At 68.9% G+C, this 18791-nt stretch carries 21 protein-coding genes; 8 read left to right on the top strand and 13 right to left on the bottom strand.

The genetic code is table 11. The features are described 5' to 3' along the window. Position 1 precedes the first annotated feature (1 nt). Together BR31_RS0107710 and BR31_RS0107705 are read right to left on the bottom strand one after the other, a co-directional pair. Positions 2-1219 carry an RNA polymerase sigma factor gene (locus BR31_RS0107710; protein ID WP_027500449.1) on the bottom strand — a complete coding sequence of 406 codons (1218 nt, stop codon included), beginning with the start codon at positions 1217-1219 and terminating at the stop codon, positions 2-4. Further along, entirely contained in the window at positions 1220-1924 is a 705-nt protein-coding gene (locus BR31_RS0107705) for a YciI family protein (RefSeq protein ID WP_027500448.1), read from the bottom strand. A gap of 255 nt (positions 1925-2179) precedes the next feature. Between BR31_RS0107705 and BR31_RS0107700 the strand changes: the two genes are divergently transcribed. Further along, positions 2180-6070: a Pls/PosA family non-ribosomal peptide synthetase gene (locus tag BR31_RS0107700; RefSeq protein ID WP_027500447.1), complete on the top strand. Its 3891-nt coding sequence runs from the start codon at positions 2180-2182 to the stop codon at positions 6068-6070. A 2-nt stretch (positions 6071-6072) separates the two neighbouring features. Beyond that, positions 6073-7386: a M1 family metallopeptidase gene (locus BR31_RS0107695; protein ID WP_051637083.1), complete on the top strand. Its 1314-nt coding sequence runs from the start codon at positions 6073-6075 to the stop codon at positions 7384-7386. Positions 7387-7444: 58 nt separating this feature from the next. Here the strand turns inward: BR31_RS0107695 and BR31_RS0107690 are convergent, their stop codons facing one another. From BR31_RS0107690 to BR31_RS30975, 5 genes are all read right to left on the bottom strand, one after another. Further along, positions 7445-8722 carry an MFS transporter gene (locus BR31_RS0107690; protein WP_081830363.1) on the bottom strand — a complete coding sequence of 426 codons (1278 nt, stop codon included), beginning with the start codon at positions 8720-8722 and terminating at the stop codon, positions 7445-7447. Next, a complete protein-coding gene (locus BR31_RS0107685; protein ID WP_027500444.1) occupies positions 8719-9375 on the bottom strand; it encodes a GntR family transcriptional regulator in 657 nt (218 codons plus the stop codon). Before BR31_RS0107685 ends, BR31_RS0107690 begins: the two co-directional genes overlap by 4 nt. A 64-nt stretch (positions 9376-9439) precedes the next feature. Next, a complete protein-coding gene (locus BR31_RS0107680; protein ID WP_027500443.1) occupies positions 9440-9637 on the bottom strand; it encodes a hypothetical protein in 198 nt (65 codons plus the stop codon). A gap of 172 nt (positions 9638-9809) precedes the next feature. After that, the gene (locus BR31_RS0107670; protein ID WP_027500442.1) at positions 9810-10232 is read right to left on the bottom strand and encodes a DUF2752 domain-containing protein; all 423 of its coding nucleotides are present in this window, start codon (positions 10230-10232) and stop codon (positions 9810-9812) included. A gap of 16 nt (positions 10233-10248) precedes the next feature. Then, a complete protein-coding gene (locus BR31_RS30975; RefSeq protein ID WP_081830362.1) occupies positions 10249-10974 on the bottom strand; it encodes an RDD family protein in 726 nt (241 codons plus the stop codon). A 211-nt stretch (positions 10975-11185) separates the two neighbouring features. Between BR31_RS30975 and BR31_RS0107660 the strand changes: the two genes are divergently transcribed. Next, positions 11186-11551 (top strand): PH domain-containing protein, encoded by a 366-nt coding sequence (locus BR31_RS0107660; RefSeq protein WP_027500440.1) that lies wholly within the window; start codon positions 11186-11188, stop codon positions 11549-11551. On the opposite strand, the gene BR31_RS0107655 is transcribed toward BR31_RS0107660, so the two are convergent. Then, entirely contained in the window at positions 11541-12227 is a 687-nt protein-coding gene (locus BR31_RS0107655; protein ID WP_027500439.1) for an EthD domain-containing protein, read from the bottom strand. The genes BR31_RS0107660 and BR31_RS0107655 overlap by 11 nt on opposite strands. A 194-nt stretch (positions 12228-12421) precedes the next feature. Between BR31_RS0107655 and BR31_RS0107650 the strand changes: the two genes are divergently transcribed. Beyond that, complete coding sequence (locus BR31_RS0107650) at positions 12422-13237, top strand: MBL fold metallo-hydrolase (RefSeq protein ID WP_027500438.1); 816 nt, start codon at positions 12422-12424, stop codon at positions 13235-13237. A gap of 12 nt (positions 13238-13249) precedes the next feature. On the opposite strand, the gene BR31_RS0107645 is transcribed toward BR31_RS0107650, so the two are convergent. From BR31_RS0107645 to BR31_RS31430, 5 genes are all read right to left on the bottom strand, one after another. Next, positions 13250-13432 (bottom strand): hypothetical protein, encoded by a 183-nt coding sequence (locus BR31_RS0107645; RefSeq protein WP_027500437.1) that lies wholly within the window; start codon positions 13430-13432, stop codon positions 13250-13252. A gap of 153 nt (positions 13433-13585) precedes the next feature. Further along, positions 13586-14776 carry a tyrosine-type recombinase/integrase gene (locus tag BR31_RS0107640; protein ID WP_027500436.1) on the bottom strand — a complete coding sequence of 397 codons (1191 nt, stop codon included), beginning with the start codon at positions 14774-14776 and terminating at the stop codon, positions 13586-13588. Positions 14777-14815: 39 nt separating this feature from the next. Next, a complete protein-coding gene (locus BR31_RS31435; protein WP_156042398.1) occupies positions 14816-15694 on the bottom strand; it encodes a hypothetical protein in 879 nt (292 codons plus the stop codon). A gap of 14 nt (positions 15695-15708) precedes the next feature. After that, entirely contained in the window at positions 15709-16221 is a 513-nt protein-coding gene (locus BR31_RS0107635) for a DUF6932 family protein (protein ID WP_027500435.1), read from the bottom strand. After that, positions 16218-16748, bottom strand: a complete 531-nt coding sequence (locus BR31_RS31430) for a hypothetical protein (protein WP_156042397.1) — start codon at positions 16746-16748, stop codon at positions 16218-16220. Before BR31_RS31430 ends, BR31_RS0107635 begins: the two co-directional genes overlap by 4 nt. Positions 16749-17249: 501 nt before the next feature. Between BR31_RS31430 and BR31_RS31830 the strand changes: the two genes are divergently transcribed. The 4 genes from BR31_RS31830 to BR31_RS0107605 are packed head-to-tail and all read left to right on the top strand — an operon-like array spanning position 17250 to position 18665. Next, a complete protein-coding gene (locus tag BR31_RS31830) occupies positions 17250-17966 on the top strand; it encodes a hypothetical protein (protein WP_051637056.1) in 717 nt (238 codons plus the stop codon). After that, the gene (locus BR31_RS32575; RefSeq protein ID WP_027500433.1) at positions 17963-18154 is read left to right on the top strand and encodes a helix-turn-helix domain-containing protein; all 192 of its coding nucleotides are present in this window, start codon (positions 17963-17965) and stop codon (positions 18152-18154) included. Before BR31_RS31830 ends, BR31_RS32575 begins: the two co-directional genes overlap by 4 nt. Then, positions 18151-18279, top strand: a complete 129-nt coding sequence (locus tag BR31_RS32380; RefSeq protein ID WP_269321314.1) for a hypothetical protein — start codon at positions 18151-18153, stop codon at positions 18277-18279. The genes BR31_RS32575 and BR31_RS32380 overlap by 4 nt, the downstream gene beginning before the upstream one ends. Continuing rightward, positions 18276-18665, top strand: a complete 390-nt coding sequence (locus BR31_RS0107605) for a hypothetical protein (protein WP_027500432.1) — start codon at positions 18276-18278, stop codon at positions 18663-18665. Before BR31_RS32380 ends, BR31_RS0107605 begins: the two co-directional genes overlap by 4 nt. Positions 18666-18791 lie beyond the last annotated feature (126 nt).

Below are 18791 nucleotides of genomic sequence, written 5' to 3'. Positions count from 1 at the left end.
GTCAGTGCCCATCCGCGCGGGCGGCCCTGACCTCCTCGAGCCGTCGCCGCAGGAACCGCTCGGTCGTCTCGTTGCCCGCCGACTCCAACGCCACGAGGTAGGCGTCCTCGGCCTCGGCGCTGCGGCCGAGGCGGCGCAGCAGGTCGGCCCTGGCCGGGACCCGTAGCCGGGCCAGCCGTGGATCGTCGGGAACCGCGTCCAGCGCCTCCAGGCCCCGCTCCGGCCCGTCCCGAAAACCCACCGCCACGGCTCGGTTCACCGCCACCACCGGCGAACCGGTCAGCTCGAGCAACCGCTCGTAGGCCGCGACGATCACCGTCCATTCGGTGGCATCCCAGCTCGGCGAGCCCGCGTGCGCTGCCGCGATCACCGCCTGCGGAAAGTACTGGCCCGTGGAATGCCGGGCCGCGGCCAGGGACCGCATGCCCTCCTCGATCCGGCCGCGATCCCACCGCGAGCGGTCCTGCTCCTCGAGCGGCCTGGCCGTGCCGTCGGCGGCGATCCGCTCTCCCCTCCGGCTGTCCTGCAACAACATCAGGGCGAGCAGCGCCAACGCCTCCGGCTCGTCGGGCATCAGCTCACACAGCAATCGGCCGAGCCGGATCGCCTCCTCGCACAGCTCGTCACGGATCGCCGAGCTCCCCGAGGTCGCCGAGTACCCCTCCGTGAAGACCAGATAGATGCACGCGAGAACCTGCGGAACACGCTCAGGGAGAAGGTGTTCCGGCGGCAGACGAAACGGGATGGCGGCGGTGCGGATCTTGCTCTTCGCGCGGGTCAGCCGTTGCGACACCGTCGGCTCGGGCTGCAGGAAGGCCCGAGCGATCTCGGCCACCGTCAGGCCGCAGACCAGGCGAAGCGTCAACGCGACCTGGGCCTGGGGAGCAAGCGCGGGGTGCGCGCACGTGAAGATGAGGCGGAGCTGATCGTCCCGCACCGGCCACACCTCCTCCTCCGTCGGTGGGAACAGCCGGGTGGCGTCGAGCTCCTTGTTGCCCCGCAACGACTCCCGGCGCAGCCGGTCCAACGCGCGGTTGCGCGCGACCGTGGTGATCCAGGCCCCCGGGTTCGCGGGCATCCCCGTCCCCGGCCAGCTCCTGATCGCCTCGGCGAAGGCCTCCTGCACCGCGTCCTCCGCCAGCGTGAGGTCACCGACCAGCCGCGCCACCGTCGCGATGGCGCGGCCGGACTCGGCCCTGAAAACCTGGTCGACCTGCACTCACTCGTCCACGATCTGCCGCAGCTCGATGCAGCCCTTCGGGCCGAGCGGGATGCGGGCCGCCAGGGCCGTCGCCGCCTCGCGATCTGCGGCCGCGAGCAGGTACACGCCGTTGGCGATCTCGGCGGCCTCGGTGAACGGTCCGTCGGTCAGCAGCAGCTCGTCATCGCGAACGCGGACCGTCGTCGCCGACGACGGCGGGTACAGCGCGCCGCCGCCCCGGAGGGCAGGGCCCGCGAACTCCCCGAACCGGGCGTGCGCGCCGATACTCTCGTCCCACTCCGCCGACCCCGGCGTGTTCGCCGCCCCCGCCGGCTCGCGCAGCACCGCGAGATAGCACCCGGTGTGCTCGTCCTCCAGCCGCCAGAAGACCATCGGCCACAGCTCGACGAATCCCTCCGCGGCGTCGGGAATCTGCCGGGCCAGCTCGAGCGCCGCGTCCAGATCGTCGGCCTCGAGCACATAGAACCCGCCGACCACCTCGGAGAACTCGGCGAACGGCCCGTCGGTGACGAGCGCGCTGCCGTTCTCGTGCCGGATCGTGACCGACTCCGCGGTCGGGTACAGCGCGCCGCCCCCGACGAGCGCGGTGCCCGCGGACTCCCAGAACCTCTCATGCCGGGCCACCGCATCCCCGAACTCCTGGGTCCCCGGGGTCGACGCCGCGCCGTTCTCCTCGCCCGCCAACAGTGCCAGGTAGTACATGTCGTCATCCTTCCAGTCGGGTGTGGGCCTGGAGGCCCCTCTACCCAGGCGACGAAGGCGCCACCCCGAATACGACACCACGGCGGAAGAAATTTTCGGGCGTAGTCTTCTCGCATGTCTCAGCGGCAGTTCCGTCGCCCGCGCGGGCTCCGATCCCCCTCTACTGCGCGCCGCATTCGTCTGCGAGTTCACCAGCTAGCAAACTTGTCATGAGATAACGACTCGACAGCCAGCCGACTCAGACAGGAAATCCGGGTGCCACTGCAGTCCCAACCGGTAACGGACCGATCCCAGGTGATCCCGACCGAGTACCTTCGGTCGGCACTGGCTCCCGCGCCACGCACCCTGATCGACATCGTCATCGCGACCGCCGAGGCCAACCCCGAGGCGCTCGCCATCGACGACGGCAGCACCACCCTGACCTACCTCGAACTGCTCGAGGAGATGTACCGGGGCGCGCAGCAGCTCGGTGAGGCCGGGGTCGGCGCTGGTGACCGCGTCGGCATCCGGATGCCGTCCGGCTCGTACACCCTGTACGTGGCCATCCTGTCGGTCCTCGCCGCGGGCTGCGCCTACGTGCCGGTGGACGCCGACGACCCCGACGAGCGGGCGGAGCTGGTGTTCGGCGAGGCCCAGGTGGCCGCGATCATCACCAGCGACTCCATCGAGCCCGGCACCGCTCCCGAGCGCGAGGACCCGCCCGCGCCGCGGGTCCCCACCGTCGCCGACGACGCCTGGATCATCTTCACCTCCGGATCCACCGGCACCCCCAAGGGCGTCGCGGTCAGCCACAGGAACGCGGCGGCGTTCGTCGACGCCGAGGCGCGGATGTTCCTGCAGCACGCGCCGCTCGGTCCGGGCGACCGGGTGCTCGCCGGGCTGTCGGTCGCCTTCGACGCCTCCTGCGAGGAGATGTGGCTGGCCTGGCGACACGGCGCGACCCTGGTCCCCGCGCCGCGCGCCCTGGTCCGCAGCGGCATGGACCTGGGCCCGTGGCTGGTCTCGCGCGATGTCAGCGTCGTCTCCACCGTGCCGACGCTGGCCGCGCTGTGGCCCGCCGAGGCCCTCGAGGCGGTGCGGCTGCTCATCTTCGGCGGCGAGGCCTGCCCGCCGGAGCTGGCCGAACGGCTGGCGGTCGACGGGCGCGAGGTGTGGAACACCTACGGCCCGACCGAGGCAACGGTCGTCGCGTGCGGCGCGCTGATGGACGGCACCGGCCCGGTCCGCATCGGGCTGCCGCTGGACGGCTGGGACCTGGCCGTGGTCGACGGCGAGGGCAACCCGGTCACGGTCGGCGAGGTCGGCGAGCTGGTGATCGGCGGGGTCGGCCTCGCCCGCTATCTCGACGCGGCGAAGGACGCGGAGAAGTACGCGCCGATGCCCTCGCTCGGCTGGGACCGTGCCTACCGCAGCGGCGACCTGGTCCGCCTCGAGCTCGAGGGGCTGCTGTTCCAGGGGCGCGCCGACGACCAGGTCAAGCTCGGGGGTCGACGCATCGAACTCGGCGAGGTGGACAACGCGCTGCAGAACCTGCCGGGGGTGAGCGGGGCCGCGGCCGCCGTCCGCAAGACCGCCGCCGGGAACTCGATCCTCGTCGGGTACCTGGCCAGCACGGACCCCGACTTCGATGTCGCCGCGGCCCGCGAGCTGCTCGCCGAGCGGCTGCCCGCGGCGCTGGTGCCGAGGCTCGCCCTGCTCGACGAGCTGCCGACCCGCACCTCCGGCAAGGTGGACCGGGCGGCGCTGCCGTGGCCGCTGCCGGGCGCGGGCACGGGGGACGCCGCCGCAGGCGCCGGACTCGAGGGCACCGCGGCCTGGGTGGCCGGGTTGTGGGCGTCGATCCTCGGCGCGCAGATCACGGGCCCCGACGACGACTTCTTCGCCAGTGGCGGCGGCTCGCTGGCGGCCGCCCAGGTGGTGACCGCGCTGCGGGAGCGCTTCCCCGAGGTCACCGTCGCCCAGGTGTACGACCATCCGCGGCTCGGCTCGCTGGCCGGGTTCCTCGACGAGCTCGCACCGAGCGTGACGGCGGAGCCGAGGATCGTCGAGCCGACCCCACGGTCGACCCAGCTCGCGCAGATCCTGCTCACCATCCCGCTGACCACCCTGACCGGGCTGCAGTGGGTGACCTGGCTGGCGATCGTCAACAACGTCTTCGCCCTGTTCACCGACGTGCCGTGGGCGCCGACCGTGTCCTGGTGGGTGCTACTGGCCGCGTTCGTCGCCTTCATCACGCCGCTCGGCCGGATGGCGATCTCCGTCGCCGGCTGTCGGCTGCTGCTGCGCGGGCTCACCCCGGGCACGTATCGGCGCGGCGGCAGCGAACACGTGCGGCTGTGGGTCGCGCACCGGCTCACCGAGGCCAGCGGCGCGGCCAACCTGTCCGGAGCGCCGTGGATGATCTACTACGCGCGCGCCCTCGGCGCGACCGTCGGCCGCGGGGTCGACCTGCACACGCTGCCGCCGGTGACCGGGATGCTCGTGCTCGGCGAGGGCTGCTCGGTGGAGCCGGAGGTCGACCTGACCGGGCACTGGATCGACGGCGACGTGGTGCACATCGGAGAGATCCGGATCGGCGCAGGCGCGGCGATCGGGGCCCGCTCCACGCTGCTGCCCGGCGCCCGCGTCGGCAAGAACGCCGAGGTCGCGCCCGGCTCGGCGGTGACAGGGCGGGTCAAGGCCGGGCAGAGCTGGGCCGGCTCGCCCGCCGTCAAGGTCGGCAAGGCCACCCACCCGTGGCCGACCGAGCGCCCACCGTTGGCGACCCACTGGGTGCCGGTGTTCGGGCTCACCTCGGTCGTCATCGCCGGCATGCCGATCCTCGCGCTCGCGGCCGGGATCGCGCTGATCGGCTGGGGCGTCCGCGACACCCCCGACCTCGGCTCCGCGGCGGGCCGGGCGCTGGCCTGGCTGCCCGCGGCGACGGTCCTGACGCTCGCCGTGTTCGCGGTGTCCACCCTGATCGCGGTCCGGCTGCTCGGCATCGGCCTGCGCGAGGGCTACCACCCGGTGCGCAGCCGCGTCGGCTGGCAGGTCTGGGCGACCGAGCGGCTGATGGACTCGGCGCGGACCCTGCTGTTCCCGCTGTACGCCAGCCTGCTGACCCCGGTCTGGATGCGGCTGCTCGGCGCGAACATCGGCAAGAACACCGAGATCTCCACGGCGCTGGTGCTGCCGAAGTTCACCACGGTCGCGGACGGCGCGTTCCTGGCCGACGACACCATGGTCGCCTCCTACGAACTCGGCGGCGGCTGGCTGCACATCAAGGAGGCCAAGGTCGGCAAGCGCGCCTTCCTCGGCAACTCCGGGATGGCCGGGCCCGGTCGGCGGGTACCGAAGAACGGTCTGGTCGCGGTGCTGTCCGCCGCGCCGAGCAAGGCCAAGTCCGGCTCGTCGTGGCTGGGCAGCCCGCCGGTGCGGCTGCGCCGGTCGGTGGGCGACACCGACTCGTCCCGGACGTTCGAACCGCCGCTCCGGCTCAAGGTCGCCAGGGCCGTCGTGGAGACGTGCCGGCTGATCCCGGTCATGATCACCTTCGGCATCGGCCTCGGCGTGCTGTTCGCCCTGCAGGCGATGGCGGGCGCGATCGGCTTCTGGTTCGCGGCCCTGTTCAGTGGGATCGTGCTGCTGGTCGCGGGCGCGGTGGCCGGCACCGCCTCCGTCGTGGCGAAGTGGCTCGTCGTCGGGCGGATCCGGAAGGTGGAGCACCCGCTGTGGAGTTCCTTCGTCTGGCGCAACGAGGTGTCGGACGCGTTCGTGGAAACCGTTGCCGCACCCTGGTTCGCGCGCGCGGCCACCGGCACCGCCGTGCTCGCCGTCTACCTCCGTGGCATGGGTGCGACGATCGGCCGCGGCGTCTGGTGCGAATCCTATTGGCTCCCAGAGGCGGACCTGGTGACCCTCGGCGACGGCGCGACCGTGGAACGGGGTTGCGTCGTGCAAACCCACCTGTTCCATGATCGGATCATGTCCATGGACACCGTCACCCTCGGCAACGGAGCAACCCTGGGACCGCACTGCGTCGCGCTGCCCGCGGCAGGTATCGGCGACGGGGCCACTGTCGGGCCCGCGTCGCTCGTGATGCGCGGCGACACGGTGCCGCCGAACACCCGCTGGCAGGGCAACCCGATCACCCCGTGGGCGTGACGATGGTGAAGCCGGGGAAGTTTTACGAGGAACCGATCGATTCGTACCTGCCCCACGTCGGCAACCACGGCTATCGGGTGTCGCGTTACGAGCTGGACCTGACCTACAAGGTGCACGGGAACCGGCTGTCCGGCAAGGCGTCGATCACCGCCGTCACCACGGAGATCCGGGCGAAGTTCGCCTTCGACCTGTCGCAGAGTCTGTCGGTGTCCAAGGTGTCGGTCAACGGCGCCAGGCCCGCGAAGTACACCCACCAGCAGGGGAAGCTGACGATCACCCCGGCGCAGGCGATCCCGGCTGGCGGCGCGCTGTCGGTCACCGTGCAGTACGCGGGCACCCCGAAACCGATCCGCAGCCTCTGGGGCGAGGTGGGCTGGGAGGAGCTGACCGAGGGCGCTCTGGTGGCCAGCCAGCCGAACGGCGCCGCGTCCTGGTTTCCCTGCGACGACCATCCCGGCTCCAAAGCCAGCTACCGGATCTCGATCACCACGGACTCGCCGTACTACGCGCTGGCGAACGGCGCGCTGGTGCGCAAGCAGGTCCGCGCCAGCCACACCACCTGGGTGTACGAGCAGACCGAGCCGATGGCCAGCTACCTGGCCACCATCCAGATCGGGCCGTACGAGCGCAGGCACGTCGACAACGGTGCCGTGCCCATGCACGCGGTGCTCCCCCAGCGACTGCGGACGGCGTTCGAGCACGACTTCGGCAGGCAGCCGCAGATGATGGAGACCTTCGTCCGATTGTTCGGGCCCTACCCGTTCGCGGACTACACCGTCGTCGTCACCGACGACGAACTGGAGATTCCCATTGAGGCGCAGGGCATCTCGGTCTTCGGCGCGAACCACTGCGACGGCAGGCGCAGCGCGGAACGGCTGGTCGCGCACGAGCTGGCGCACCAGTGGTTCGGCAACAGCCTGACGCTGGGGTCGTGGCGCGACATCTGGCTGCACGAGGGCTTCGCCTGCTACGCGGAATGGCTGTGGTCGGAGAACTCCGGCGGGCCATCGGCGCAGGAGATCGCGACCCAGGCGCACCGCAACCTCACCGGGCTGCCGTACGACGTGCTGCTCGGCGACCCGGGGCCCGAGCTGATGTTCGACGACCGGGTCTACAAGCGCGGCGCCCTCACCCTGCACGCGCTGCGGACCACGCTCGGCGACGAGGCCTTCTTCGACCTGCTCCGGCAATGGACGGCCAAGCACCGCCACGGCACCGTCACCACCGAGGAATTCACCGACCTGGCCGCGCATTACACCGACCGGTCGCTGCGCCCGCTGTGGGACGCGTGGCTGTTCCAGAAGGCGATGCCGTAGGCGGCTGCGTTCCGGTCCCCCTGGCGGGCTGGGCGCGCTGCCGCCTCGCCACCCGCTGTCAGCGGGTCGGCAGGTGCGATCGGCTCTTGACCAGCACCAGTACCAGGGACACCGCGGCGACGACGGCGCCGATCACGAACAGCAGCGGGTAGCTGAACACCGTCGGCCAGGCCTGCACACACAGCGCCATCGCCGCGGGCACCGCGAACCCGATGTAGGTCAGCGAGTAGAACACCGCGGTGAGCCCGGCGAGGTCGTCGGGGCGCGCGATCCGCTGGATCTCCTGCAGCCCGGACACCAGCGCCATGCCGTAGCCGCCGCCGAGCACGACGGCCGCGGCCAGCGCCAGCGGGACCGTCAGCCGGTCGGCGGCGACCGCGGCGACGGTCATACCCACCACCAGGATCGCGAGCGCGACGGCGACGGCCCTTGCGCTGCGCGGGGTGTCGATGCGCCTGCCCACGGCCTGGATCGAGAACCCCGCAGCCAGCGCGACCACGCAGAGCAGCGCCGAGAACGCGACAGGACGACCCCCGCTGTGCTCGGCCATCAGCGCGGGCATCACCGCGTAGGCGCAGCTGGCCGACCCGAACACCCATGGCGCGAGCGGGACGATGACGTACCGGAAGCGCAGGTGACCGGCCGCCGGGATCCGCAGGTCCTCGCGGAGCGGGACGCGCTGATCGGCAGGCACCACGGGCCGGGTCTCCGGCGTCGCGAACAGGGCGACCCCCGCGACCACCGCGATCGAGATGTGCACCAGGTACGCCAGTGCGCTCGGCCACGGCGCCCACTGCGCGAGCACGCCCGCGACCCCGGCGCCGAGGGCGAACCCGGCGGTCAGGCTCATGGCCGCGCGCCTGGCACCCGAACCGGCGCCCGCGCGCCGATCCCACGGCTCCGCAGACAGTTCCTTGAGCCAGCTGCCGCCGACCGCCATGCCGATGCCGAGACCGATGCCGCTGAGGATGCGGCCGCCGACGAGCAGCACGGAGCTGTCGGCTCCCGTGGCGAGCACAAGGGATCCGGCCGCCGCGATGAACGGGGCGGGCAGCATCACCGGCCGTCGGCCGAGCCGGTCCGACAACGGACCGCCGATGAGCAGGGCGGGCACGATGCCGAACACGTACGCGAACAGGAAGCTGTCCACCACCACCGGGGAGTAACCGTGGTCGAGGCGGTACATCACCAGCAGCGGGGTGAACTCGTTGCCGCCCCACGCGACGGCGAACATCGCCGCGGACACGAGCGCCCACGGCGCCACGGTCCGGTTCCGCGCACGGCGGCCGAGCGCGGCCGGTGCGGTGTCGGCGATGGTGCCGGTCTGCACGCTCATCGGGCACCGGCAGACAGCAGCGGCAGGCCGTGCACGCGGCGCATGTGCACCGTGACGGCGGCGTCGTAGCCGTCGGCGTCCGCCGATTCGACCAGGTCCGCCAGCGCCGTGTGGTCGTCGATGATCGACGCGAGCTGCAGCGGGTCCCTGGCCAACGAGCGCGTGGTCATCCGCCGCTGCCGCTCGCGCAGGCCGGCGTAGAAGGTGACGAGCAGCGGGTTGCCGCCTGCGCGCACGATCAGCCCGTGGAAGTCGGCGTCGAGGCCGCTGAACCCGTCCACGTCCCCGCTCGCCGCCGCCTCGCGCTGTGCGACGAGGTTCTCGCGCAGGGCCGCGGCCAGCCCGGTCCTGGCTGTCTCGTTGCCGGCGACAGCCCGGACGGCGTCCGTCTCGACGAGCCTGCGCGCGGACACGACGTGTTCGGCCTCGCCGTCGGCGACGGGCACGATCAGCGCCCCGCGCTTGGGGTAGAGCCGCATCCAACCCTCGGCCTCGAGCCGGAGGAACGCCTCGCGGACGGGGGTGCGACTGGTGCCCATCTCGGCGGCGATCTCGCCCTCGCTGATCAGCTCACCACCGGGCAGCGCGGCGGACAGGATCCGCTCCTTCACCTCGCGGTAGACGACCTCCGCCGCCGAATGCAACTTAGACACAAGATGTATTTATACCGGCCGCTCGCGGCGCTGCCGCAGGTGGGGTGGGTATTTCTGGGGTGGGCTACGGCACCCAGTACTTGGCCGCCAGGTGCTCGATCACGGGATCGTCGTCGAGCGCTTCGTCCAGTGCGGCGAGGTCGTCGTCGAGCGCGACCAGCCGCGGATCGTTGCCCTCGCCGCGCTCGGAGGGATGGCCGCCGTCCTCGGCGATCTGACGAAGCAGCTTCTCCCGCACGCGGTCCTTCAGCGATTCGGCCATAGCTGAGCATTGACCAGAGCGGCCGCCGCTGTCGACCGGACGCGCCGAATCAGTCGTCGTGCTTGCGGAACACCCGACGCGCGACCGGGATGAGGACGACCAACGCGCCGACGAGCACGATCAGCGAGAAGATCTGCATTGCCATCGAATACCTCCTGGTCGAAGTCGATCGTCAGGTCGGTGCGAGCACCGCTCCCCACGGGGTGTTGCGCACCACGGTGAACACCGCCAACGACACCAGTATCGCGATCGTGGTGGACCGACCGAGCACGATCATCCGGTCGTCGACCCCGCCCCACCGCCGCCGCAGCCAGCGCATCCACGCCACCACCAGCACCAGAACCAGCGGCAGGATCAGCACGTTGCTCGACAGCGACCCGATCAGATCCCCGTGGGTGAGGTCGTTCACCGCGCGCAGCCCACCGCAGCCCGGGCACCACCAGCCGGTGACCACGTGGAACGGGCAGAACCCGTAGGCGCCCGCGCGGTGCGGGTCGCGCAGGTAGAGCAGGGTCGCCGCGCCGAGGCCCGCCGCCGCGACGGCCATCGGCGCACGCATCGAGCGGGCCCTGCTGCCCGTCTGCATCACCGTCATCGCGTCACCATGGCATTCATTGCGGGGCCGTCACCGCGCCCTTGATCACGACAGAGGTGACCAGCATGTCGTGCCAGCACCGATGCCGCGGATCCCACAGCGGCCACAGGAAATTCAGGAAGCAGAGGTCGCCGAGAATCCACAGCAGCAACCACCGCACCAACGCCATGCCCGGACCGAGGGGCCGTCCGTCCGCCTCGCGGACCACCGAGATGCTCAGCCACTTCTTGCCGAGCGTCTGCCCGGTGTTGCCCTGCCGGAACACCATGTTCCAGACCAGCAACGCGAGCGCAAGCAGGATGCCGGCGACCATGATGGCCACGCCGACGCCGTTGACATTCGTCAGCTCGGTATCGGAGTCGTAGTAGTAGTCGCCCGAGTAGGTGGTCGTGACCGAGGTCGAGTCCTTGAACGCGATGAATGCCCCGAGCCCCGCGAGCAGATAGCCGGGCAGCGGGACCACGATCCGGTCGAGCAGATACGCGCCGACCCGAGACCACCAGGAGGCATACGGGTAGGCGGGCGGTGGCGGACTGCCGTATGGCTGGCCCGGCGGCGGATAGCCCGGCTGTTGCGGGTACTGCGGCGCACCGCCGTAGGGCGGCTGACCTGGCGGCGGATACTGCGGGGCACCGTACTGCGGCTGCCCGTACTGCGGCGGCTGCTGGCCGTACGGGGGCTGGGGCGGCGGCGGACCTGGCGGCGTCGGGCCGGGCTGCTGGGGCTGATTCGGGTCCGACATGGCGCCACTTCCTGTCCGCAGGGTGGTGGTTCACTTCCCAAACCATAGCCCGGAACGACATCCGGCCACGGTCCTTGTCCGGCCGGTTCGCGAGGGCTACATTTCGCCTGATCCCAAAGCACGGGCAACGACGCCGGGATCGCGAGTGTCGAGGGTCTTCGACGTCGGCTCCTGAGACTGCGAGACGAACGGCAGCGACAAGGAGAGGGCCATGACCGAACCGGTATTCGACAAGTCCGAACAACTCAAGCAGGTACAGCAGGCGATTCTCGAGGGCGAGACCATCATCGCCGTCTACGACTGCATCGGTGCGGGCACCGGATTCATCGGGCTGACCGATCTCCGCGTCGTCATTCAGGACAAGAGCTTCGTCGGCAGCCGAACCGCGATCACGTCCATTCCGTACAAGAATGTCCGGTCGGTGTCCTTTCTCAGCAACAAATCGTGGGCCGGACATTTCTTCTCGTCGAGCAGCATCGCCGTTGACATCGGCCAGCAGACCTACGAGGCCGACTTCCGCGGCATCGACAAGGCGCAGCACGTGCACCGGGTGATCCTGGAGCAGATCACCAGGTAGGCCGCTCCCCGGTCCGGTCGTACACATATCGGCTGGTGGGGATCACGTCCACGTCGGTGCTCGCGCCGAAGGTGGCGGTGCTCTCGATCATCCGCGCCACCCGGCGCCCGAGCTCGGCGTCGTCTCCCGCGCTCCCGTAGAACGCGTGCGGATCGGTCATCGCGGCCATCGGGAACAGTTCCTCGACAAGGGCGTCGACCCGGGCGCCCGCGGTGAGCGGCTCGACCACGGTGTTCTGCACGTAGCCGAAGGTGGCCTGGGTCTCGATCGCCACGCTGGTGTGGTGGTTCTGCCAGCGGTCGAGCCATTCGGGTCGATCCATCCCGGCGGGGATCCGCAACAATGCGACGTTGGCCAGGGCCTCGGTGCGGACGCCGTTCGCTGTTGCTGGTGCCGGCATCAACACCCGTTCCTCGACCACCCAACCCGCGATGCGGTCGGCAGCCGCCGAGAGGGCTTCGGTGACGGCCGCGAACTCGTGTGGAATCCAGATGCTGACGATGGCACCGACGGGCTGCTCGTAGGTCGTGAGGCGGAGCTGCGCGGACGCCACGTCGACATCGTCGATGTTGACCTGGAACCTGGTGGCTCCGAGCGCGGCGAGTCGCTCACGGAGCTGCTCCGCGAACAACGTGTCCGACAAGCGCGGCCCCCAGAGGGCGTACATCAACTTCATCGTCGAATCCTCTCTGCGGCCTGGCATTCCGTCAGTATCCAGCCCGGGCGATCCGGCCGCGACCCAAAGTAGGGTCACGCATCGCCCCGGTCAATACCCGGCACTCGGGTTCCGAGTCCGACCACGTGATCCCGGCGGCTCCGGCGCCGGCCAGCTGTTGCGCCGGACTCGACCAGGCCGGAGAGTGGTCCTCCGTGAGCCATCGCATCCACCACCTCAGCTGCGCGACGATGTGCCCCAGCGCAGGCCTCGTCCCCGGCCTCGCCCCGTCGCGCCTGGTCGCCCACTGCCTGCTGGTCGAGGGACCCGAGGGCCTGACGCTGGTGGACACCGGCTTCGGCACGGCCGACGTCGCCGATCCGGTCGGCAGGCTCGGCAGGCCGTTCGTGATGTCGGTCGGCGCCAGGATGGACCTCGCGCTCACCGCCGTCGCCCAGGTACGCGCGCTCGGCTACGACCCCTCCGATGTCCGCGACATCGTGGTCACCCACCTGGACGGCGACCACGCGGGCGGCCTCGGCGACTTTCCGTGGGCCCGCGTGCACGTGCACGCCGACGAGCTCGCGACCGCGCGCACCAGGCCGACGCTGCTCGACAAGACGCGGTACAGCGCGAAGCAGTGGGCGCACGATCCGATCTGGGTCGAGCACCGCCCCGGCGGCGACCGGTGGTTCGGCTTCGAATCGGTGCAGGCGGTCAGCGAGGACGTGCTGCTGATACCGCTGCGCGGACACACCTTCGGGCACAGCGCGGTGGCGGTGCGTCGTCCCGGCGGCGGCTGGTTCCTGCACGCGGGCGACGGGTACTACTTCGCCGACGAGAAGCTGACCCCGCCCTCCTGCCCGCCGGGCCTGCGGGCGACCCAGATCCTGATGGAGATGGATCGCCGGTCGCGAATCGCCAATCAGGGCAGGCTCCGTGAACTGCACGCCGCACACGGCGACGAGGTCACCATCATCTGCGCGCACGACGCGAGCGAGTTCGACGCGCTCGCCGCCGTCACCGACTGAGCGCGGGTCGGGCTACCCGGCGAGGTCGTCCGGGCCGATCGGGTCGGCGTCCCAGAGCGCCTGGGTGACCGACGGCCGGGTCCGGAACCGGTTGACGACGACGAACCCCACCGCGATGAGCGCGCCGACGGCGGCTCCGGTCACGACGCGGCGACACGCGCGGGTGGACTTCGTCGGCTCGAGTTCGGTGGTCATGCGAGGAGTCTCCCGCACTCTCCCGCCGAACTCGAAAGGCCCCTCTCCCGCGGGTGCGGGCGAGGGGCCTTTCGAGTGGAGCCGCCTAAGAGAATCGAACTCTTGACCTTTTCATTACGAGTGAAGCAATAAACGGCCTTGAACAGCAGGGACCTAGCCAGTGTTCCGGCCCTGTTCCGCCTCGGCCTTTCTACGCCTCTCCGTGAACCGCGTCCGCTCGGCCTTCATGTGGGCGTCCATCGCCGCCGGAAGCGCGTCCAGTTCGTCGTCCCACAGGTGCCCGTAGATGTCGAGCGTCATGGCCGCCGACGCATGCCCGAGCATCCGCTGAACCGTCTTCACGTTCGCACCCGAGTGGATCGCCAGCGACGCCGCGGTATGCCGGAGCTCGTATGTGTCGAGCTCCCCCAGCCCCGCCTTCTCGACCATCGTCGACCACACGTTTCGCCACCGCGCCGCGGTCCATTGCTCGCCTGACGCTGTCGTCAGCAACCACTCCCCGCGCGCTCGACCCTCGGTTGCATTCTCGAGGTCGAGCAGAAGGTCACCGCCGACTGGGACGTCGCGATGACGGCGGGTCTTCGTCTCGTCGACTACCCCAGACTGGTCGATGTCGCGCATCACCCGCAGCCGCCCGCGCAGCGCGGCGAGGTCGCCGACCTGAAACCCCCACGACTCACCCGGCCGCACGCCGGTACGGGTGAGGACGTCCACGACCAGGCGCTCGTGCCGGCCCGGCGCCGCATCGCGCAGCCGGTCCAGCTCAGCGACCGACAGATACCGTCGCTCGCTGACCTTTTGCCGCGGGATGTCGCCCTTCCGCATCGGAGAAGCCGGGATGATGCGCTCGTCGACCGCGGTCTGCAGCAGTGCTCCGAGGACGATCCCGACCTTCCGTTGTGTCGCCTCCCCAACTGGCTTCGACTCGCCCTCCTTACAGCCGCGCGTCGTTGTCAGTATTGGCAGCCATGCGGCGACGCCGGACCGGGTGATCTGCGCGCAGGCTGTGCCGCCCCATTTCGCGTCGATGTGCTTCCAGGCAGCCTCGTAGCCGGCCCGCGTGGACTTCGACTTGCCAGCCTTCGTCGCCCACCAGATCGGCCACACCTCGCGAAGGGTGATGTCGCGGTTGGCCTTCGCGATGTAGGTTCCCGAGTCCTGATCAGTGCGCACCTTCGCGATCGCAGCCTCGGCCGCGTCTCGGGTGGTGAAGGTACGCGAGACCTCGCGGCCGGCCTCGTTCCAGACCGCGAGCCAGCGCTTACCCGTGCCGTAGCGCGCAGTACGGATCTTGCCCTTCCCGTTAGGGTTCGGCGTCATCCAAAGGTCGCGAACGCGCGCCATAGACCTAGCCTTCCCCTCTCCGCCACCCGACCGAAGCGATCAGTCGAGATCGTCAAACAGCGACACATCTTGCGGTGCGTCACCCAACGCGACTAGCCGATACGACCATCGTCCGCGTGGGCCAGCCTTCTTCAGTGGACGGACCCGCTCAAGAACCGCGATGACCGGTCGGTCAATATGAGCCTTCACGGCATCTACGAGATCGTTCTCAAATGCCCCTTCATAGGCACGCGTATTCGACTCGAGATAAAAGATCCGACGACGGGTACGCATGCCGTCTATTCGACCGGTTACCTCTATCGACTCTCGCTCCATTTCCACCCCCTCTTTCAGGCCCTCCGAAATTCGTCGAGCCTGATCCAGGGTCACAATAGATCCGTACTGATCTCCAAGATGGGTAGTTAGACTCATGCCAATTCCTGCCGTCTGCTCGACAGCGAGAGCAATATCGCGAACCGCATTCAATGGGGCGCGGTCGCGAGCAAAGGTGGCTGACACGGCCTCTTGATCATCCGCACTAACAGGCAGCACTTCAATAAGCTCACGAGCAGCCTTTTCGGCCATCGTCTCGACGCTGTGCGCATAGAAGAGTTGGCTGTCAACCTCAGATGGCGACTCGAACCCGAACTCAATTCTCCGCCCGAACTGGCGGCGCGGAAATAGCCGCGCAAGATAGCGGTCAGTTTCACGCAACTGGGTGGCCGCCGACGATGAATTCGCTAGATACTTACTCATTCGAGCAACAGCGTTCTGAACGGAACTGGAAACCACCGCCAGCGCGCTTGCGTCAATATCTTCCGAGAAATCGACTGCCAGTATAGGGACTCGTCCACCGTCGCCAAATTTGACATCTGCCGCGGACAGTGAAGCGCGGGCTAAATTATCGAGCCATGTGTCGCCTGCGATTTGGTGACGCATGTCGGAGAATCTACTCACAGCGACACCTCCACATATCCCTTTTCGATGCCTTCAAATACCTGGCCATCGTGGCCCTTCACAGCTGACCATGTCTCATGCCAGTCATCTTCGTGACCCGGGAAGCAGAGGAACCCGTCGAGCATTGATGCGACTGGCTTCACATGTTCAAGGCCAAGGTAGATGGGGGGACCGACAACAACATCCTGCAAGGTAAGGAGCGAATAGAGCTGCCCTCGCTCCTGCTCGTCGAGGTCGAGGAGTCTGTTCCAGTCATCGGGCAGGATGAGCACCGAGGCGTCACAGGGCGCGTCATCGCGCCTGGTAACGATGTGCCCGGTGATCCACAGTCGGCCAGCACCCACGGTCTTCCTGGCAGCCTGATGGAAGACCCGAATCGCAGTGAACATTGCCTCGCGATGCTGCCGATCGGGCGCATCTTCCACGCACCGCTCGTGCAACTCTGCAAGGTCGGCGGGGTGGCACCCTGATGGCAACAGGCCCTCACTCGTCCAGTTGGGCAGATTCACCCCCGCACCTTCCCCCTGTTTCGACTGCTCTGGTTTGCATAGATACCTGGACCGGCCTTAGCCATCATGGCCAGCGGGTCGTCACTCACGGATTTCGTCGCGGCGGTACCGCCTGACCGATTCCCCGCCTCATCCCCAGGAGGGGCCGCCGCCGAAGGATCCGTCACCAGAGGATCCGTCGCCAGAGGATCCGTCACCGGAGGATCCGTCAATGGCTCGTCGTTACGTGAACCCTCGCGAATCCGCCGCACCATCTCTTCGGCTAGCTGGAGGTCAGTCGCGTCCAGCAACGCGGCCTGGACACCGCCACGACTCGCCTCCTCCGCGCTGATGACCCCGAACGCTATGAGTCCGTCGATCGGATCAGCACCGAAGTGGTGCGCAATGTCGACCGCAAGCGCAGGGTCCCTTGCTTCAATCCGCCGCCGAACCGTCACGTGGTTGATCTCTAAGGCTGACGCGAGCGACCGAAGGGATGCCCCGTTGCTGACGGAGTCGACCCATCTCTGCGCGGGGGTGGTTTCCACACTCCCCAGTGTGGTGCAAATTTGCAACACCCGCAACCGCCCTCACCAGCGACTTACGTCCACAGGAGCGACATCCGGGTAATTGCATGTTGCAGATTCTCGCCACGGTGGTTACTGTTGTAACCACGCCGAGGAGGTGAACACCACGACATGCCACGCATCACCCTCAACACAGCGGCGCTCGAAAGGCTGCAAGCCCTACACGCGCTCAATGAATCAACGACCGCCAGAGCCATTGGTTGCGATCGCGCCACGCTCCGGCGCATCAAAGACGGCGCGAGCCCGTCAGCGGCCTTCATAGCCGGAGCGGTCCTCACGTTCCGAGTCCCGTTCGAATCGCTATTCGCCGTTGCCGAATGCGATGCAGTGCCCGCATGAAGAAGCCGTCAGCTGCTGCAACAGCTGACGGCCAGTGACACGAAAGGAATCCACATGTCAGAGGCCAATGGTACGGCAGTCGCACCTACGGGTGGGGCCTCGCCGTTTGACGATGCACGCGAGGTGCGATCCGATGGAACCGAATTCTGGTCGGCCCGCAAGCTCGTACAGCTGACCGAGTACGAGACGTGGCGTAACTTTGCCGCCGCGGTCGAACGCGCCAAGATCGCATGCCAGAACAGCGGATCCGCACCTCAGGATCATTTTGTCGACGCCGTCAAGATGATCGAACTCGGCAAGGGCGGCCGACGGGAGGTTGAGGACTTCGAGCTGTCCCGCTTCGGTGCGTACCTCGTCGTGATGAACGGGGATCCCCGCAAGATGGCGATCGCCGCGGCGCAGGCCTACTTCGCTATCCGCACTCGTCAGGCGGAGGTCGCTGAACGTGGGCTCGCCGATGTGATCGACCTGGCCGCAGCAAGGCTCCGCCTCATCCAGACCGCACAGGGGCTGATCGACCCCGGCCATCTTGAGGCGAAGGCTCGGATCGTCCTGGCCCGCGGTCTCGGCGACGCCCCCGAGTTGGACACGGCAACCACGCCCTTGTATGCGCAGACATACCTCGAGGAGAAGGGGCTCGACCGCACCGAGATCAAGTCGATGTCACCGGTGTTCGGGAAGCGGATCAAAGCCGCGTACGTGCTCGAGTACGGCAAGGACCCAAAGCAGTACCCACTCGAGACGGCGACTGGCCAGGTTCGGAACGTGAACGCTTACACGGAATCCGATCGACCGCTGCTCGATGCAGTGTGGGCCAAGTACTACGGGGGGGCCGCATGAACGTGCGACTGCTGACCGTCGCCCAGGCCGCTGGACACCTCGGGGTATCGACGAAGACGGTGCAGCGCATGTACCGCGCCGGCGAGGTCCCCCACGTCCGGCTCGGAACGCCGCCTCGGTGGGTGCGGATTAGCCAAACAGATCTCGACGCTTTCATCGCTCGACGCCGGATCGAGGTGGCGATGTGACCCGCAGTCCGTGGTTGATCTACCCGGCCGTCATCGTCCTGTCTGCAGCCGACGCAGTCCTCGAGTTCCAGCGGGACGCTGTCGCCGCTGCGACGCGGGCGCTGCTTCGGCTGGTGGCGGCATGACTTCCTACCGGGTCAACGCCAGGCCGGGGCGCGAGGACGCGCACGTGTACATGGTCGAGGAGTTTGTCACCGGCCGGTGGGTCGAGATCGGCGGCCCGTTCACCACATGGTCGGCCGCACAGCAGTGCATGGAGAGGAAGGCCACCGCCGGCGCGCAACGGCCAGTGCCTCTCACGCACGACGATCTGCGCGCCATGGTCTTCGCGACCGTGGCCGCGGTCCAGCGGGCACAGGCTCGCGTCGACCGGGCGCGCGACACCTACGAGGCCGCGATCTCCGATCTCGCTGAGGCCCGACTGCGGTCGGCCCGCGTGGTCGCTGAGCAGATGGCGGCCGACCGGGCGTGCGCAGACGCACAGGCCGCCGTCCGCCACAAGGTCCGGTGATCGTGCGCCGAGTCCTCGTTGCGTCCACCTCCGTCCTGGCGTTCGTCCTCGTCGGTATCGGCTGGATCCTGCAGCACCTGATCCCTTAGCTCCCACCACTTCCCAGTGTCAGCGCAGGCCACCACC

It is taken from the genome of Rhodococcus sp. UNC363MFTsu5.1 (assembly GCF_000686785.1).
Taxonomy (GTDB): Bacteria; Actinomycetota; Actinomycetes; order Mycobacteriales; family Mycobacteriaceae; genus Rhodococcus_G; species Rhodococcus_G maanshanensis.
This window is presented reverse-complemented; position numbering and strand designations above follow the sequence as displayed.

Excerpts from the sequence above, each read along its gene's own strand:
- BR31_RS32575 (WP_027500433.1), top strand. The coding sequence starts at position 17,963 with ATGAACGTGCGACTGCTGACCGTCGCCCAGGCCGCTGGACACCTCGGG.
- BR31_RS0107695 (WP_051637083.1), top strand. The coding sequence starts at position 6,073 with ATGGTGAAGCCGGGGAAGTTTTACGAGGAACCGATCGATTCGTACCTG.
- BR31_RS30975 (WP_081830362.1), bottom strand. The coding sequence starts at position 10,974 with ATGTCGGACCCGAATCAGCCCCAGCAGCCCGGCCCGACGCCGCCAGGT.
- BR31_RS0107605 (WP_027500432.1), top strand. The coding sequence starts at position 18,276 with ATGACTTCCTACCGGGTCAACGCCAGGCCGGGGCGCGAGGACGCGCAC.
- BR31_RS0107640 (WP_027500436.1), bottom strand. The coding sequence starts at position 14,776 with ATGGCGCGCGTTCGCGACCTTTGGATGACGCCGAACCCTAACGGGAAG.
- BR31_RS0107680 (WP_027500443.1), bottom strand. The coding sequence starts at position 9,637 with ATGGCCGAATCGCTGAAGGACCGCGTGCGGGAGAAGCTGCTTCGTCAG.
- BR31_RS0107645 (WP_027500437.1), bottom strand. The coding sequence starts at position 13,432 with ATGACCACCGAACTCGAGCCGACGAAGTCCACCCGCGCGTGTCGCCGC.
- BR31_RS0107705 (WP_027500448.1), bottom strand. The coding sequence starts at position 1,924 with ATGTACTACCTGGCACTGTTGGCGGGCGAGGAGAACGGCGCGGCGTCG.
- BR31_RS0107670 (WP_027500442.1), bottom strand. The coding sequence starts at position 10,232 with ATGACGGTGATGCAGACGGGCAGCAGGGCCCGCTCGATGCGTGCGCCG.
- BR31_RS0107655 (WP_027500439.1), bottom strand. The coding sequence starts at position 12,227 with ATGAAGTTGATGTACGCCCTCTGGGGGCCGCGCTTGTCGGACACGTTG.
- BR31_RS0107660 (WP_027500440.1), top strand. The coding sequence starts at position 11,186 with ATGACCGAACCGGTATTCGACAAGTCCGAACAACTCAAGCAGGTACAG.
- BR31_RS0107690 (WP_081830363.1), bottom strand. The coding sequence starts at position 8,722 with ATGAGCGTGCAGACCGGCACCATCGCCGACACCGCACCGGCCGCGCTC.
- BR31_RS31435 (WP_156042398.1), bottom strand. The coding sequence starts at position 15,694 with ATGCGTCACCAAATCGCAGGCGACACATGGCTCGATAATTTAGCCCGC.